At 61.1% G+C, this 15,299-nt stretch carries 16 protein-coding genes; 11 read left to right on the forward strand and 5 right to left on the reverse strand.

The features are described 5' to 3' along the window. Window positions 1-4: 4 nt before the first annotated feature. From DSM107133_RS03420 to DSM107133_RS03440, 5 genes are all read left to right on the forward strand, one after another. Window positions 5-508 carry a cytochrome c family protein gene (locus DSM107133_RS03420; RefSeq protein ID WP_114291546.1) on the forward strand — a complete coding sequence of 168 codons (504 nt, stop codon included), beginning with the start codon at window positions 5-7 and terminating at the stop codon, window positions 506-508. A 202-nt stretch (window positions 509-710) separates the two neighbouring features. Continuing rightward, window positions 711-2,696, forward strand: coding sequence for an extracellular solute-binding protein (locus DSM107133_RS03425; RefSeq protein ID WP_114291547.1), 1,986 nt, complete (start codon window positions 711-713; stop codon window positions 2,694-2,696). Window positions 2,697-2,699: 3 nt separating this feature from the next. Then, window positions 2,700-3,794 carry a microcin C ABC transporter permease YejB gene (locus DSM107133_RS03430; RefSeq protein ID WP_114291548.1) on the forward strand — a complete coding sequence of 365 codons (1,095 nt, stop codon included), beginning with the start codon at window positions 2,700-2,702 and terminating at the stop codon, window positions 3,792-3,794. Further along, a complete protein-coding gene (locus DSM107133_RS03435; protein ID WP_114291549.1) occupies window positions 3,794-4,945 on the forward strand; it encodes an ABC transporter permease in 1,152 nt (383 codons plus the stop codon). Before DSM107133_RS03430 ends, DSM107133_RS03435 begins: the two co-directional genes overlap by 1 nt. Then, the gene (locus DSM107133_RS03440; protein WP_114291550.1) at window positions 4,942-6,525 is read left to right on the forward strand and encodes an ABC transporter ATP-binding protein; all 1,584 of its coding nucleotides are present in this window, start codon (window positions 4,942-4,944) and stop codon (window positions 6,523-6,525) included. Before DSM107133_RS03435 ends, DSM107133_RS03440 begins: the two co-directional genes overlap by 4 nt. Here DSM107133_RS03440 and DSM107133_RS03445 read toward each other — a convergent pair. Together DSM107133_RS03445 and DSM107133_RS03450 are read right to left on the reverse strand one after the other, a co-directional pair. After that, window positions 6,522-7,067, reverse strand: a complete 546-nt coding sequence (locus DSM107133_RS03445) for a cysteine hydrolase family protein (RefSeq protein ID WP_114291570.1) — start codon at window positions 7,065-7,067, stop codon at window positions 6,522-6,524. The genes DSM107133_RS03440 and DSM107133_RS03445 overlap by 4 nt on opposite strands. 8 nt (window positions 7,068-7,075) lie before the next feature. Next, window positions 7,076-7,231, reverse strand: coding sequence for a hypothetical protein (locus DSM107133_RS03450; RefSeq protein ID WP_162791933.1), 156 nt, complete (start codon window positions 7,229-7,231; stop codon window positions 7,076-7,078). Window positions 7,232-7,332: 101 nt separating this feature from the next. Here DSM107133_RS03450 and DSM107133_RS03455 point away from each other — a divergent pair, with 101 nt between their 5' ends. Continuing rightward, the gene (locus DSM107133_RS03455; RefSeq protein WP_114291551.1) at window positions 7,333-8,220 is read left to right on the forward strand and encodes a LysR family transcriptional regulator; all 888 of its coding nucleotides are present in this window, start codon (window positions 7,333-7,335) and stop codon (window positions 8,218-8,220) included. On the opposite strand, the gene DSM107133_RS03460 is transcribed toward DSM107133_RS03455, so the two are convergent. Together DSM107133_RS03460 and DSM107133_RS03465 are read right to left on the reverse strand one after the other, a co-directional pair. Further along, window positions 8,215-9,702: a serine hydrolase gene (locus DSM107133_RS03460; RefSeq protein ID WP_240310331.1), complete on the reverse strand. Its 1,488-nt coding sequence runs from the start codon at window positions 9,700-9,702 to the stop codon at window positions 8,215-8,217. The two genes, DSM107133_RS03455 and DSM107133_RS03460, sit on opposite strands and share 6 nt — an antisense overlap. 216 nt (window positions 9,703-9,918) lie before the next feature. Next, window positions 9,919-10,617, reverse strand: coding sequence for an HAD family hydrolase (locus tag DSM107133_RS03465; RefSeq protein ID WP_114291552.1), 699 nt, complete (start codon window positions 10,615-10,617; stop codon window positions 9,919-9,921). A gap of 104 nt (window positions 10,618-10,721) precedes the next feature. Here DSM107133_RS03465 and clpS point away from each other — a divergent pair, with 104 nt between their 5' ends. The 5 genes from clpS (at window position 10,722) to DSM107133_RS03490 (ending at window position 14,917) form a co-directional block, all read left to right on the forward strand. Further along, a complete protein-coding gene (gene clpS, locus DSM107133_RS03470) occupies window positions 10,722-11,042 on the forward strand; it encodes an ATP-dependent Clp protease adapter ClpS (RefSeq protein ID WP_240310333.1) in 321 nt (106 codons plus the stop codon). An 88-nt stretch (window positions 11,043-11,130) separates the two neighbouring features. Next, window positions 11,131-12,096: a class I SAM-dependent methyltransferase gene (locus DSM107133_RS03475; RefSeq protein WP_114291573.1), complete on the forward strand. Its 966-nt coding sequence runs from the start codon at window positions 11,131-11,133 to the stop codon at window positions 12,094-12,096. 10 nt (window positions 12,097-12,106) lie between these two features. Beyond that, complete coding sequence (locus tag DSM107133_RS03480) at window positions 12,107-12,907, forward strand: SDR family oxidoreductase (RefSeq protein WP_114291553.1); 801 nt, start codon at window positions 12,107-12,109, stop codon at window positions 12,905-12,907. A 9-nt stretch (window positions 12,908-12,916) separates the two neighbouring features. Further along, on the forward strand, window positions 12,917-13,810 hold the full coding sequence (gene hemF / locus DSM107133_RS03485; protein ID WP_114291554.1) for an oxygen-dependent coproporphyrinogen oxidase: 894 nt from the start codon (window positions 12,917-12,919) through the stop codon (window positions 13,808-13,810). A 105-nt stretch (window positions 13,811-13,915) separates the two neighbouring features. Next, complete coding sequence (locus tag DSM107133_RS03490) at window positions 13,916-14,917, forward strand: hypothetical protein (protein ID WP_162791934.1); 1,002 nt, start codon at window positions 13,916-13,918, stop codon at window positions 14,915-14,917. A gap of 141 nt (window positions 14,918-15,058) precedes the next feature. On the opposite strand, the gene DSM107133_RS03495 is transcribed toward DSM107133_RS03490, so the two are convergent. Continuing rightward, window positions 15,059-15,253, reverse strand: coding sequence for a SlyX family protein (locus DSM107133_RS03495; protein WP_028954929.1), 195 nt, complete (start codon window positions 15,251-15,253; stop codon window positions 15,059-15,061). Window positions 15,254-15,299: the final 46 nt, after the last annotated feature.

Below are 15,299 nucleotides of genomic sequence, written 5' to 3' on the forward strand. Positions count from 1 at the left end.
ACAAATGTTCGACACTATGACGACGACAAAGGTGGCCGGGGCGCTGTGTGGCGCGCTTCTTATTTTCCTGCTGGGCAAGTGGGCAGCCGAGGGGCTGTATCATCCCGAAAGCCACGGCGAGGCGGCCTATGTCATCGAAGTGGCTGACGGTGGTGGTGATGCCGCGCCCGCCGAAGAAGTCAATTTTGACGAGCTGATGGCCAACGCCGACGTTGAAAAAGGCGCCAAGGTTTTCCGCAAGTGCTCGGCTTGTCACAAGCTTGATGGCAGCAACGGCACCGGCCCGCACCTGGACGGTCTTGTAGGCCGCGATGTCGGGGCGGTTGCAGGCTTCAGCTATTCGGCGGCGATGGCGGGACACGGTGGCGTCTGGACACCTGAAGAGATCAGCCACTTTATCGAAAACCCGCGCGGCTTTATTTCGGGCACCGCAATGGGCTTTGCCGGTTTGAAAAAACCGGAAGAGCGCGCCGACGTGATCGCTTACATTCAAAGCGTTACGAACTGATCTGCGCCAATTCCAGATTTCAAAAGGCCGCTTGCATCGCGCAGGCGGCCTTTTTTGTGCGGCCGGCCTTTTGTTGCTGAGGTTTCACCGTCGTTCACGGAAACTCAACTTGTGTCTGGTGCGGCTGGCCCTTTCGCGTAGATGTGCCATATTGCGTTGAAACCAACGCCAAAAACGACCCCCACCAAGGAGGACAGGTATCATGATGTCACGCCACCACCGCAGCCAAAAGGCCCGCGTTATCGCCAGGGCCCGCAGCACCACGCCGGACAGAGGTGTCTGGGCCGTTGGTCTGGCTTTGTTGTTGGCGCTGATGCTCGCGTTGCCGGTTTGGGCCGATGACGCGGCGGCCACCGATGCCGACGCTGCGGCGGATGACAGGATTATCGATACTTATGGCTACTCTTTCTATGGCGATCTAAGCTATCCCGAGGATTACAAACACTTTTCCTATGTGAATCCTGACGCCCCCAAGGGTGGTGAAATCTCGCTTGGAGTGGTGGGCACCTTTGATTCGATGAACCCCTACACCCGCAAGGGCCGTGCCGGCGCGCTGTCGTCGATGATGTACGAAAGCCTGCTGGGCGAGGGGCCGACGGGTGCCGCTGTGCCTGCCGATGTCTATGCCGAATCCTACGGATTGCTGGCCGAAAGCCTTGAGTATGACGAGGGCAAGAATTGGGTGATTTTCCACATGCGCCCCGAGGCCAAGTTCTCGGATGGCACCCCTGTCACCGCCTATGACATCGAATTTTCGCACAACCTGCTGTTGGATGAGGGGCTGAAATCTTATGCAGACGCGGTGCGCAAGCGTATCCCCAAGGTCGAGGTGCTCGACGATCACACCATCAAATTCTATTTCGCCCCCGGCATTTCGCGGCGCACATTGATTGATCAGGTCGGCGCGGTGCCTGCATGGTCCAAGGCCTGGTACGAAAAAACCGGCGCAGGCCTGAACGAAAGCCGCATGGAGGTTTCCCCCGGTTCCGGCCCCTATGTGATCGACAGCGTCGATGTGAACCGCCGGATCGTGTATAAACGCAACCCCGATTACTGGGGCAAGGATTTGCCGTTCAACGTCGGGCGCAACAACTTTGACCAGATCCGCGTCGAATTTTTCGGTGACGACACCGCATCGTTCGAGGCCTTCAAAGCGGGCGAATACACGTTCCGCCGCGAAAGCGATTCCAAGAAATGGGCGACGGGTTATGATTTCCCCAAGGTGAAAAGCGGTGCGATCAAGGTCGAAGACCTGCCCGACGGCGCGCCCCCGACACCTGCCGGCATCGTGTTCAATCTGAACTCAGAGCCGCTGAAAGACCGTCGTGTGCGTCAGGCACTGGCACTTGCGTTCAATTTTGAATGGACCAACGAAAGTCTGCAATACGGATTGTTCAAACAGCGCGCTTCGTTCTCCCAAGACACTGACGTGATGGCCAACGGGCTGCCCGAAGGCGCCGAGCTGGACCTGTTGCAAAGCCTGGGCGATCTGGTGCCGCCCGAGATGCTGAGCGAACCGGCACTGGTGCCCCACACCTCGAGCCCCGAACGTTTGCTGGACCGGCGCAACACCCGTACAGCCATGAAATTGCTGGATGATGCGGGTTGGGCCGTGGGCGATGACGGCATTCGCCGCAACGCCGAGGGCGAGGTCCTGAAACTCAACTTCCTGTTCAACTCTTCGGCGTCGGGTACGTTGTCCGGGGTGATGGAGAACTATGTTTCGAACGTGAAAAAGTTGGGCGTCGACATCACCCTGGAAAAAGTCGATTCGTCACAATACACCAGCCGCGAACGGGACCGCGATTATGATCTGGTTTATGACAGCTACCTGACCTTCCTGATTGCCCACACCGGTTTGCAGCAAGCTTACGGGTCGGAAACTTCGGCGTTTTCACTGTTCAACCCTGCGGGCCTGTCCAGCCCCTTGGTCGATGCCATCATAAGCGCGGGCCTGAACGCGCAGAACAGCGCCGACGAGAAAACGGCCCTGATCGCGCTGGACCGTGCCTTGCGGTACGAATTCTTCATGATTCCCGTCTGGTACAATCCCAGCCATTGGGTTGCCTATTACGACCAGTACGAACACCCCGACACGATCCCGCCCTTTGAATTGGGCTACATGGATTTCTGGTGGTACAATCAGGACAAAGCCGACGCCCTGCGCGCGTCGGGCGCGCTGAGGTAGCAGATGGGCGCCTATATTCTCAGACGGCTGGCGTTGGTCATTCCGACGCTGCTGGGTATCCTGTTGGTCAACTTCGTGCTGACGCAATTCGTGCCCGGAGGGCCGGTTGAACAGGCCATCGCCCGCGCCCAGGGCGGCGGCGATGTGTTTCAGGGCTTTGCCGGCGGCAACAACGACGCCGGCGGCATGGACGCGCTGAACACCGCGTCGGACAGCAAATATGTTGGTGCCCGTGGTCTGCCGCCCGAGTTCATCAAAGAGCTTGAGAAAGAGTTCGGCTTTGACAAGCCGCCGCTGGAACGGTTTCTGCGGATGGTCTGGAACTATATGCGCTTTGATTTCGGCGAGAGCTATTTCAGGTCGGTCAGCGTGGTTGATCTGATTATCGAAAAGCTGCCCGTCTCGATCACGCTGGGCCTGTGGTCGACGCTGATCGCCTATATGATCTCGATCCCGCTGGGCATCCGCAAGGCGGTCAGGGACGGGTCGAAATTCGATACCTGGACATCGGGGGCGATTATCGCCGCCTATGCCATCCCCGGATTCCTGTTCGCGATTTTGCTGCTGGTGCTGTTCGCCGGTGGATCGTATTGGCAGATATTCCCCCTGCGCGGCCTGACCTCGGACGATTTCGACACGCTCAGCCTGTGGGGTAAGGTCAAGGATTACGCCTGGCACATCACCCTTCCGGTTCTGGCCAGCACCATCGGGGCCTTTGCCACGCTGACCCTGCTGACCAAGAACAGCTTTCTGGACGAGATCAAGAAACACTATGTGATGACCGCCCGCGCCAAGGGGTTGTCGGAACGCCGTGTGCTGTATGGCCACGTTTTCCGCAACGCCATGCTGATCGTCATTGCGGGTTTTCCTGCGGTGTTCATCGGCGTGTTCTTTGGCGGTTCGCTGATCATCGAGACGATCTTTTCGCTGGATGGTCTGGGCCGTCTGGGCTTCGAGGCGGCGGTGGCGCGTGATTATCCCATCGTGTTTGGCACGTTGTTCATCTTTGGCCTGATCGGGCTGGTGGTCGGCATCCTGTCGGACCTGATGTATGTGCTGGTCGATCCGCGCATTGATTTCGAGCGGAGGGAAGGCTGATGGATCATGATTCCGCTGTTGTGACGGCCCCGCCCCGTCGCATCTTTGCCCTGTCGCCGCTGAACAAACGCCGCTGGAGCAATTTCAAGAAAAACCGTCGCGCCCTGTGGTCGCTGTGGATTTTCGCGGTGCTGTTCGGGCTCAGCCTGTTTGCCGAATTTCTGGCCTATGACAAACCGATACTCGTGCGCTATCAGGGCGAATTCTATACGCCGATCTGGCACTTTTACCCCGAAACCGACTTTGGCGGTGATTTCCAGACCGAGGCAGTGTACCGCGACCCCGAGGTCAAATGTCTGATCGCCACGGGGGGCATGGAGGCCTGCTTTGACGATCCCGACGCGCTGATTGCCGACGCGGCAGATGGCGAGATTGACGGGCAGAAGATCAACCGGGGCTGGGCCATCTGGCCCCTGATCCCCTATTCGTTCAACACCGCCGTGGACCGCCCCGGCGCGGCGCCGCTGCCGCCCAACCGTCAGAACCTGCTGGGCACAGACGGCACCAAACGCGACGTGCTGGCGCGGGTCATCCATGGCTTCCGGCTGTCGGTTCTGTTCACGTTGATAGTGACGGGTGCGGCCAGCATTATCGGGATCGTCGCGGGCGCGGTGCAGGGGTTCTTTGGGGGCTGGGTCGATCTGATCTTTCAGCGCATCATCGAGATCTGGTCTTCGACGCCCAGCCTGTATGTCATCATCATCATGTTCGCGATATTGGGGCGCAGTTTCTGGCTGCTTGTGTTCCTGCTGGTGCTGTTCAGCTGGACGGGCCTTGTCGGCGTGGTGCGCGCCGAATTCCTGCGTGCCCGCAACCTGGAATATGTGCGTGCGGCGCGCGCCTTGGGCGTCGGCAACATGACCATCATGTTCCGCCACATGCTGCCCAACGCGATGGTTGCGACGCTGACGATGCTGCCGTTCATCATCACCGGCACCATTTCGACGCTGGCGATCCTTGATTTCCTCGGCTTTGGCCTGCCCTCATCAGCGCCTTCGCTGGGCGAGCTGACCTTGCAGGCCAAACAGAACCTGCAGGCGCCGTGGCTGGCCTTTACCGCCTTCACCGTGTTCGCGGTGATGCTGTCGCTGTTGATCTTTATCTTTGAGGGCATCCGCGATGCCTTTGATCCGCGAAAGACGTTTTCATGACTGATCCCATCCTCAAGGTGGAAAACCTGCGCGTGTCCTTCCGGCAGGACGGCGCGCTGACCGATGCCGTCAAGGGCGTGTCGTTCAGCGTCGCGCGTGGTGAAACCGTGGCGCTGGTGGGGGAAAGTGGGTCGGGCAAGTCGGTGTCGGCACTTTCCACCGTATCGCTGCTGGGGGACAGCGCGCAGGTTTCGGGGTCTGTCACCTATGACGGGCAAGAGATGATCGGCGCCAGTGATGCGCTGCTGCGCAAGGTGCGGGGCAACGACATTTCCTTCATCTTTCAGGAACCGATGACCTCGCTCAATCCGCTGCACACCATTGAAAAGCAGTTGACCGAAAGCCTTGCCTTGCATCAGGGGTTGGCGGGCGAGGCGGCGCGCAAACGTATCCTCGAACTGATGGACAAGGTCGGCATCCGTGACGCCGAAAGCCGTCTGGGCGCCTATCCGCACCAGCTGTCCGGCGGACAACGGCAGCGGGTGATGATCGCAATGGCACTGGCCAACCAGCCCGACGTTCTGATCGCGGACGAACCCACCACGGCGCTGGACGTGACAATTCAGGCGCAGATCCTGGACCTGCTGGCCGACCTCAAGCAGACCGAGAACATGGGGATGCTGTTCATCACCCACGATCTGGGCATCGTGCGCCGCATTGCAGACCGTGTGTTCGTCATGCGCCACGGCGAAGTGGTCGAAAGCGGCCCCACGTCAGAAATTTTCGCCAACCCGCAACATGACTACACCAAGATGCTGCTCAGCGCCGAACCCTCGGGCGCGCCGGACCCCGTGGCCGCAGATGCGCGCGTGGTGGCCGAGACAGAGCATCTGAAAGTCTGGTTCCCGATCCAGACCGGACTGATGCGCCGCACCACCGGCCATGTAAAGGCCGTGAACGACGCCAGCCTGACGGTGCGCGCAGGCGAAACCGTGGGCATTGTGGGCGAAAGCGGCTCGGGCAAGACGACGCTGGCGCTGGCCATCATGCGGCTGATCTCGTCCGAGGGGCGGATCGTCTACATGGGGCAGGACGTGCGCAAATGGTCGACGCGCGAGCTGCGCCGGTTGAGGTCGGAGATGCAGATCGTGTTCCAGGACCCGTTCGGGTCGCTCAGCCCGCGCATGACCTGCGCCCAGATCATCGCCGAGGGGCTGACGGTGCACAAGGTCGATGCCCACCGCGATCGCCGCGAGTTGGTCAGCGAGGTGATGGTTGAAGTGGGCCTCGATCCGGCCACGATGGACCGCTATCCGCACGAGTTTTCCGGCGGGCAGCGCCAGCGCATCGCCATCGCCCGCGCCATGGTCTTGCGGCCCAAGCTGGTGGTACTGGACGAACCGACAAGCGCGCTGGATATGACAGTGCAGGTGCAGATCGTCGAACTGCTGCGTGATTTGCAAAAGAAATACGGGCTGGCCTATCTGTTCATCAGCCACGACCTGAAGGTCGTGCGCGCAATGTCACATCAGGTGATGGTAATGAAGCAGGGCGACGTGGTCGAACATGGCAGTGCGGCCGAAATGTTCGACAACCCGCAAACGGAATACACCCGGACCCTGCTGCAAGCGACGCATTAAGCGGCGTCATCCAGGGTCGGATAGACAGTCGCATAGGTGCCGTCGAGCGCAGCCATAAAGGCGGCATGTACCAGCGGCGCAGGCACTTCGGTGCCGTTCCAGTTGATCGCGCGGGATGCGCAAGCCTCGGCGATGATCTCGACAGTATAGCCCAGATCACGGGCCGCGCGGGCCGTGGCGTCGATACACATCTGGCTCATCGCGCCAATCAGACGAAGGTGGGTGACGCCTTTGGTTTGCAATAGCCTGTGCAGGTCGGTGTTTAGAAAGCTGTTGGGGCGGTGTTTCAGGATCATTGCTTCGCCCGCGATCGGCGTGACCGAAGGGTGAATTTCGGCCCCCGCGGTATCGGGTCGGAAAAACGGTGCAGTCTCGGCACCGTGGTGAAAGACATGGAATACAGGCCACCCACGGCTGCGCGCATGGGCCAGCACGCTGGCGGCGACCTCGGCGGCTGCGTCCATGTCATGCAGCGGCCACAGGCCCCCGTCGAAATAGTCGTTCTGGATATCGACGAGGACCAGGGCAGTGACGGTGTTCATGGCGGCGCTCACAGTTTGTTCAGGTCAATGTCGCGCGCTGGCCGCACGAACCAGTGACCCTTGGGCAGCCAGCGCTTGCGCGGCGCTTTGGCAGGCGCGTCGTATACGCGTGTTGTGTTGGTCCGCGTCGCAGTTCTGAAAGTATCTGCATAGATATTCAACATGGCGTGTCCTTTCTAAGTTACGCTTGTGTCCTTGTAATATGGAAAGAAACGACTGATCATGCGACTCAATTGGATTTTCATTATGTAAGCTGAGATTTCATATGGATTGGCGCTATATGCCCCCGCTGGCCGCGCTGCGGGCCTTTGCGGCCTTTGCGGAACGGGGCACGCTGGTGGGCGCAGGGGGCACGTTGGGTGTCAGCCACGCGGCCGTCAGCCAGCAGATACGCAGTCTTGAGGGCCACCTGGGTGTGTCATTGGTCGACCGCACAGGGCGCAATCTGGAACTGACCGAGGCAGGCGCTGTACTCGCGCAGGCATGCAGCGAAGGCTTCGGCAACATCGCGCGCACGGTCGAGGATATCACCGGCGTCAGCGATGCGCGCGCGGTGCATGTTTCAACCACCCCGACCTTTGCCGCCGCGTGGCTGATGCCGCGTTTGCCTGCCTTTCAGGCTGATAACCCGCTGATAAAGCTGTTGATCGATCCGACGCCCAAGCTGGCCGAGCTGAGTCCCGGCGGGATTGATCTGGCGATTCGCTACGGGGTCGGGCCATGGCCGCGTCACGACAGTCAGATGTTGCTTGAATCACCGATTGTCGTGGTTGCAGCGCCCGCGCTGATCGCAGGCCGGCCAGTGGCCAGCCCCGCCGATCTGGCCTGTCTGCCATGGCTCGAAGAGCTTGGCACCACCGAAAGCACAACATGGCTGCGTCGCCACGGTGTCGAACAGGGGGCTGTGGGAGCCTATATGCAGATGCCGGGAAATCTGGTGTTGGATGCGGCGCGGGGCGGGCAGGGCATTGCGGTGACCGTGCGTGCCTTTGTGGCGACAGACATCAAAGAGGGGCGGCTGGTTCAGTTGTTCGAAGAGCCGCAGGCCGGAGCGGGCTATCATCTGGTCACACGGCCTGGTGTCATGCGTCCGGGTCTGCGCACCTTTGTGCGCTGGCTGGCGCGTCAGGTTCCGACGCTGGGCGATTTATGACGCAGGGCCGACCATGAAACAGGTCATGTTGCGCGCCTGAAGCCGCCGGCAGGCCAGATCGGCGGTGTCGCGGGTCATGCCGACGAAATGCGCGTCAAAGCCCTGCGGGCGGCGCACAACCTTGCGCAGTGCGCCATCCAGCGTGGCCATTTCGGTCAGCGCTGTCTTCAGCAGAACCTTTTCAGCCTGATACCGGCTGGGGAACCGGCCCACGTTGACGCCCCAGTGGCGGCCCCCCGAAGTGGACAGACGGGTGACAACTTCGGGTTCGGGCGTCTCGACGATACTGGTCGTGGCGGCAGATGAGGTGTCGACGCTGGCCAGCACAAGATCCTCGGGGCGCGGTTCCGGGCGTACCGATGTGGATTTGGGCGCGGTTTTATGTGCGACAGTTGGCTTTGCATCGGCCAGCGATGCGGCCTGCGCCTCGACCAGCGCTGCCGAGATGTCGTCGGGAGTGACAATCGGTGGCGGCGCCTGGGCGACAAGAACCGGCTGCCCTGTCTCGCCCGGGCGCAGGCTGGGGCGCAGGCTGCGTGTAACAGCGCCAGTCACGCGGATGGTTTTGCCTGCGCCTTGCGGGGCTTGCCCGTTTCCGGCAACAACAACCGGTTCGTCAGTATAGGACGGGCTGGCGGGTTTGCGGACCGGAGCATTGCTGGGCGAGCGGCGAAAGCCGAGGTCCAGCAGTTCGGCCACTTTGGCATTGCGCGAGGCGGTGGATTTTCCGCCGAATACAGTGGCAATGATCCGTTCGTTGCCGCGCTGGGCCGAGGCTGTCAGGTTGAAGCCCGCCGCCCGCGTATAGCCCGTCTTGATCCCGTCGGCGCCCTTGTAGGAGGCCAGAAAGCGGCGATTGGTATGGTATACTGTCTTGCCGCCCGCATCGGCCGAGGTGCGTGAAAACAGGTTGTAATATTCTGGATAGTCATACAGCAGGTGGCGGCCCAGAATGGTCATGTCGTGGGCGGTGCTCAGGTGCCCTGCTTCGGTCAGCCCGTTGGCGTTCTTGAAGGTTGTGCGGGTCATACCCATTGCTTTGGCCGTGCGGTTCATGCGGCGCGCAAAAGCCGCCTCTGATCCGCCAATGGCCTCGCCAATTGCGGTGGCGGCATCGTTTGCGGATTTCACCGCAGCGGCCCGCACCAGATAGCGCAGTTTGATCTTTTGACCGGGCCGCAGGCCCAGCTTGGACGGTTCTTCCGAGGCAGCGTTTTTCGAAACGGTCACCATCGTGTCCATCGTGATCTCGCCCTTCTTGACCGCTTCAAAGGTGATGTACAGCGTCATCATCTTGGTCAGCGATGCAGGGTGCAGGCGGGCGTTGGAATTGTGTTCATGCAGGACCTCGCCCGTTCGGGCGTCGATCACATAGGCCGCATATGGGGCTGCAAGGGCGCTGAGCGGAAGAACCACCAGCATCCACAGCGCCACGAAAACGAATAGCCCGAAACGGGCCGGCTGAATGCGCCGAACCTTCACTGGAAACCTGCCTTTTATCTGCCTCGTGACCCCCGATTATTTCGAGTGGCCGATTATGAGACCGAGGCTAGCATAGGTTGTGGGTGTAATAAACCCTTATTTCTAAGGGGAATATCGAAATCCACCGCGTCTGCATGGCCACATTTAGGGGTTGAGGTGTCAAGGTTGTCCACACCCTGTATTGTGTCAGGAATATGGCGCTTTGGTCAGCGAGACTCAGCCGAGCTGCGCCAGCAGGTCGGGCAGGCCGCCCAGATCCGAAATCTCGCGAAATCGCGGGTGGCTGTCGGGCGTTTCGGCATGTTCCAGATCCCACAGCAGATCGTGGGGCACATGGACGCCCCAGCCGCCGGCCTCAAGCATCGGGCGCACGTCTGATGCCAGTGAGTTGCCGATCATCATGCTGCGCGCGGCACCGTCGTAGACATCAAAAATCTGCGTGTAGGTTGCGGGTGTTTTGGCTGACACAATCTCGACCGCGTCGAACATATCGCCCAGGCCGGACTGGGCCACTTTGCGCTCCTGATCCAAAAGGTCGCCCTTGGTGATCAACAACACCGGACCAACGGCCTGCGCGGCCCGCAGGGCGTCGGTGGCGTGGGGCAACAGGTCGATGGGGTGTTGCAGCATGTCCTGCCCCGCAGCGATCAGCTCGGCAATCACCGCGCCGGGTACGGCGTTCTGCGTGACCTCAAGTGCGGTTTCGATCATCGACAGCACGAAGCCCTTGATGCCGAATCCATAGTGGCCGATGTTGCGCCGTTCCGCCGCCAGAAGACGGCGCATCAGCGCGTCAGAATCGGTGTGGGGTGCCAGCAGATCGGCAAACCGCTCTTGCGTCAGCTTGAAGAAACGTTCGTTGTGCCACAAAGTGTCGTCCGCATCGAAGGCAATAGTGGTTAAGGTTTGATGCATCGCAGGGTCTGCCTCTTTTCATGGGCCGTCCGGGCGTTATATAGTGGGTTGACAGACAGACAACGGATTTGGGTGACGTTTTGATACTGCGACAGACGCATATAATGGCAGGCAAGTCAGATGATGACGGAGATACCTTTGTCATCACAGACACCAAGCCGAAAACCAAGCGGCCTCCGTTGTACAAAGTGATGCTGTTGAACGATGACTATACGCCGATGGAATTCGTCGTTTTGGTGCTTGAGCGATTCTTCGGGCTGAATCATGCGCAGGCCTTCGAAATCATGCTGACGGTCCACAAAAAGGGGCTGGCCGTGGTCGGTGTCTTCAGTCACGAGATTGCCGAGACGAAAGTGGCGCAGGTGATGGATTTTGCGCGTCGGCACCAGCATCCGCTGCAATGCACCATGGAAAAAGAAGACTGACAACGATGCACGCGCAGGGTCATTGGGACGTTTCCCTGACGGGGAAACGATATCGAGTTTTGGAAAAACTTCGGGTGTCGGCGCTGTGATCGGCGCGCGTTTGCCGCTGGCGGTCGCGGTGGGCTTTGACGTTTCCGGGCGGATTGCGGTTTTTGCGCCCGCCGCTGGTGCAGACCTCAGCGCGTTGGGGCCTTGCGAGGTCATCTCGCCCCTGCGCCCAGTGCACGATCATTTTGAAGCGTTGGGCCTGACCTGCCGCACCGCCGCCGAAGGGCGCTATGCGGCCGCTGTGGTCTGCGTGCCGCGCGCCAAGGCCGAGGCCCATGTGCTGATCGCGCAGGCCTGTGCCGCGACGGATGGTGTGGTTGTGATCGACGGGCAGAAAACCGACGGGATCGACAGCATTCGCAAGGAAACACGCAAGCGCACCGATGTGACCGAGGCGATCAACAAGGCGCATGGCAAGCTGTTCTGGATGCAAGCCAGCGATGCGTTTGCCGATTGGGCGCAAGGCCCGGCGCTGACCGATGGCGGGTTCTGGACAGGGCCTGGCGTGTTTTCGGCAGATGGCATTGATCCCGCTTCGGAAATGCTGGCGGCGGCGCTGCCTGACAAGCTGGGCAAGCAGGTGGCTGATCTGGGGGCGGGCTGGGGCTTTCTTTCAGCTCACATTCTGACCCGCAGCGACGTCGAGGCGGTGCATCTGGTCGAGGCGCACCATCTTGCGCTGGAATGCGCCAGGCGCAACGTCACCGATCCGCGCGCGCAGTTTCACTGGGCGGATGCGACACGCTGGGCGCCAAAGGGGCGTATCGACACGGTGGTGATGAACCCGCCGTTCCACACCACACGCAATGCCGATCCGTCGCTGGGGCAGGCTTTTGTCGCCGCGGCGGCACGGGTGTTGACCCCGCAGGGAACCCTGTGGATGGTTGCGAACCGTCATCTGCCATACGAGACGGCGCTGGAGCAGCAGTTTGCCCGCGTCGAGGATGTGGGCGGGGACGGACGATTCAAATTGACGCGGGCGACCAAGCCCAAACGCAGGACATAAGGATCAGGCGATGTCATTTTCGATTTCAGGCAAGACGGCGATTGTGACGGGGGCGGCCAACGGTATTGGTCTGGCCATCGCGCGACAGTTTGCCGACAAGGGCGCCAACGTGATGTGCGCCGACATGGATGAAAAGGCGCTGATCCAGCAGCATGGCGACAAGACGGACGAGGGCAGCATCCGCTATTTTGCGGGCGACCTGCGCCAGCGTCTGACCATTGCCAATCTGGTCTCGGCCACGATTGATGCCTTTGACGAGGTCGACATTCTGGTCAACGCGTCGCGTCAGGTCATGGAAACCGACGCGCTGAACGTGGATGATACCAGCGTCGAAATCCTGCTGGAGCAGAACCTGATGACATCGCTGCGCCTGACCCAACAGGTCGCGCGCCGGATGATCAAACAAGCCGAAGGCAAGACCGAGGGGCAGGTCGGATCGATCATCAACCTGTCGTCCATCGCCGCACGGCACACCCGCCCCGAACTGTTGGGCTATTCCATCGCTTCAGCCGCGTTGGAACAGATGACCCGTTCAATGGCGCTGGCACTGGCGCATGACCGCATTCGGGTCAATGCGGTGGCCTTTGGGTCGGTCATGTCGGCCTCGCTCAAGTCGTCGATCATGGACCACCGTGAATGGCGCGAGGACATTGAAAACCACACCCCGCTGGAACGCATTGCCAGCCCCGGCGAGCTGGTGGACGCGGTTCAGTTTCTGGCCTCTGAAGGGGCGGGATTTATCACCGGCGAAACGATCACGGTCGACGGCGGGCGCAGCCTGTTGGACCCGGTCCGCGCACCTGCACATTAAGGCGTTCTGATGACCGAAGACTTTTCAGCCCGAAAGGCGCAGGCCAGCGCGTGGTTCCGCAGCTTGCGCGATGAAATCGTTGCCGCATTCGAAGGACTTGAGCAAAGCCACGACACCGGGCCGCTGTCCGACAAAGCCCCCGGCGCCTTCGAGGTGACAGAAACCACGCGCGCCTCGGACGACGGATCAGACGCGGGCGGCGGATTGATGAGCGTGATGCGTGGCGGGCGTGTGTTCGAAAAGGTCGGGGTGAACATCTCGACCGTCTACGGAACCTTGGGCGAGCGGGCGCAGGTGGCGATGGCCGCGCGCAAGGGCATTCCGGGGATGAAGGACGATCCGCGGTTCTGGGCGTCTGGAATCAGTCTGGTGGCGCATATGCAGAACCCCCACGCGCCTGCGGTGCATATGAACACCCGCATGTTCTGGACCCCGCATGCTTGGTGGTTCGGAGGCGGGTCGGATCTGAACCCCTGCATCGAATATGCCGAGGACACCGCCCATTTCCATGCCACACAACAGACGCATCTGAATCCGCACGGCGCTGACCTGTACCCGCGTCTCAAGGCCTGGGCGGATGACTATTTCTACATCCCCCACCGCAAACGGGCGCGGGGCGTGGGCGGCGTCTTTATGGACGATCACTGTACCGGCGACTGGGAGGCGGACTTTGCCCTGACCCGGGACATCGGCCGCGCCTTTCTGCCGGCCTTTGTGCCACTGGTCGCTGCGCGGCGGGCAATGCCGTGGGATGACGCGGACAAAGACGCGCAACTGGTGCATCGCGGGCTCTATGCCGAATACAATCTGGTCTATGATCGCGGGACCAAGTTCGGGCTGGAAACCGGCCATGACGCAAACGCGGTGTTGATGAGCCTGCCGCCGCTGGCCAAGTGGGTCTGAGGCGCAGCGCCGCCTAGGCACGGCTTTGCTGGCCGGGGCCAACTTGGTGGACAGGGGCGCGCTGCTTGCGTTAACACTTGCGCACGCAAACGCAGGAGGTGCGGCGTGCACAAGACTTTGGCAGGATTGGCGATGGCGCTTGCATTGGCAGGCTGCGGTGATCCGCTGGACAAGGTCGAACATATCGCTGATGTGGAACTGGCGGACGAACAACCGGTCGCTGCCGCACTGCCATCCCCCGAAGAGCTGGCCCGTGAAGGTGGACTCTTTGGTGCGTTGCTGAACAACAGCGGCGATGCGACGCCCGATGCGGGCGACAGTGCAGAGGATGGCTCCGGTGATGGCGCGCTGACACCTGACCCCGCGCAGGCTGATCCCAAAGCGGCAGAGGCCGCCTTTGACAAGGCCCCACTGGTCGAACCGGAAAAGCGGCGCGGGCTGTTCGGCCTGTTGGGTGCGCGCACAACCGCCAAAGATCAGACTGCATCAGATGCAAGCGTACAAAGCGCATCGCTTTCCCCCGATATTCCTGATCGCGCCCCGCAAGCGCGGGTTTCGGAACGCAAGCGCAGCGGCCTCTTTGGTGGCGGTCACGCCAGTCGACGCACCGGCCCCGATACGCTGGATGTGCCCGTTGGCGCGGTGCTGCCCTATGGGGCCATCGCAAGGGTCTGCGATGCAGGTCGCCGCGCATTGGGCACCAGGATTGACAAGGCACCCGCGCGGGGCAACGGCTTTGCCCTCTACGACAGCAACCCGAAAAGCACCGGAGCCCGCACCTTCTACGTCACCGGCTTTTCGGACGGCTGCCCGCGCCAGTTTACCGCAGCGCTTGCCATGTTCGGGGCGCCATCGATGCACGAACAGCTGCGCTATGGTAAACCGGCCGAGGAATATCCATATAGTGACACGGACAAAGCCTATGAAAAGGTGAAATCGCAGGTCTGTCGCGTCGGCAAACGCAAACCCTGCGGCAAAGCCATCGGGCGGTTGGAACGCGACACGGTTTTTATCAGCACCTACGAACACTTCGGCGACAACGCCCGCTGGGCGGATATGCTGTTGCATGATGGTCAGGTGATGGCGGCGGCGATCAAAACACCCTGAGCCGCTTGGGGCCTGCGGGCCCTCCGGGGGGGGATTTTTCAAACCAGAGAAGCGACGGGTCTGCGCATGAAAGCGCGGTCTTTGCTTCATCTTGCCCTTAAACTCTCCCCGAAGGGCCGGGCAGCCACCCTGCCGGAGCTGTCAGTAATGGGGCGGGCGTTCGTCGCCAATCACCGTGCCGCCGGTGGTCTGGGATTCGCGTTCGCCTTCGCGCTGCATCAGCATGTGGACGCGGCGTGTCAGCGTGGCGATTTCCCCCTCCTGACGGGCGACGACATCCGACAGGTCGTCGACGGTGCGGATCAGGTGGGCGATCTGTTCTTCGAGCTGTTCCATGCGGGATCTCCTTTGGTGCCCATGTGGGCCATCATGCCACCGCATG

The organism is Pseudosulfitobacter sp. DSM 107133, from assembly GCF_022788695.1.
Lineage (GTDB): Bacteria > Pseudomonadota > Alphaproteobacteria > Rhodobacterales > Rhodobacteraceae > Pseudosulfitobacter.

What these genes read in the sequence shown, in the direction of transcription:
- DSM107133_RS03420 (WP_114291546.1), top strand. Translation starts at nt 5, where the DNA reads ATGTTCGACACTATGACGACGACAAAGGTGGCCGGGGCGCTGTGTGGC.
- DSM107133_RS03425 (WP_114291547.1), top strand. Translation starts at nt 711, where the DNA reads ATGATGTCACGCCACCACCGCAGCCAAAAGGCCCGCGTTATCGCCAGG.
- DSM107133_RS03430 (WP_114291548.1), top strand. Translation starts at nt 2,700, where the DNA reads ATGGGCGCCTATATTCTCAGACGGCTGGCGTTGGTCATTCCGACGCTG.
- DSM107133_RS03435 (WP_114291549.1), top strand. Translation starts at nt 3,794, where the DNA reads ATGGATCATGATTCCGCTGTTGTGACGGCCCCGCCCCGTCGCATCTTT.
- DSM107133_RS03440 (WP_114291550.1), top strand. Translation starts at nt 4,942, where the DNA reads ATGACTGATCCCATCCTCAAGGTGGAAAACCTGCGCGTGTCCTTCCGG.
- DSM107133_RS03445 (WP_114291570.1), bottom strand. Translation starts at nt 7,067, where the DNA reads ATGAACACCGTCACTGCCCTGGTCCTCGTCGATATCCAGAACGACTAT.
- DSM107133_RS03450 (WP_162791933.1), bottom strand. Translation starts at nt 7,231, where the DNA reads ATGTTGAATATCTATGCAGATACTTTCAGAACTGCGACGCGGACCAAC.
- DSM107133_RS03455 (WP_114291551.1), top strand. Translation starts at nt 7,333, where the DNA reads ATGGATTGGCGCTATATGCCCCCGCTGGCCGCGCTGCGGGCCTTTGCG.
- DSM107133_RS03465 (WP_114291552.1), bottom strand. Translation starts at nt 10,617, where the DNA reads ATGCATCAAACCTTAACCACTATTGCCTTCGATGCGGACGACACTTTG.
- clpS (WP_240310333.1), top strand. Translation starts at nt 10,722, where the DNA reads ATGGCAGGCAAGTCAGATGATGACGGAGATACCTTTGTCATCACAGAC.
- DSM107133_RS03480 (WP_114291553.1), top strand. Translation starts at nt 12,107, where the DNA reads ATGTCATTTTCGATTTCAGGCAAGACGGCGATTGTGACGGGGGCGGCC.
- hemF (WP_114291554.1), top strand. Translation starts at nt 12,917, where the DNA reads ATGACCGAAGACTTTTCAGCCCGAAAGGCGCAGGCCAGCGCGTGGTTC.
- DSM107133_RS03495 (WP_028954929.1), bottom strand. Translation starts at nt 15,253, where the DNA reads ATGGAACAGCTCGAAGAACAGATCGCCCACCTGATCCGCACCGTCGAC.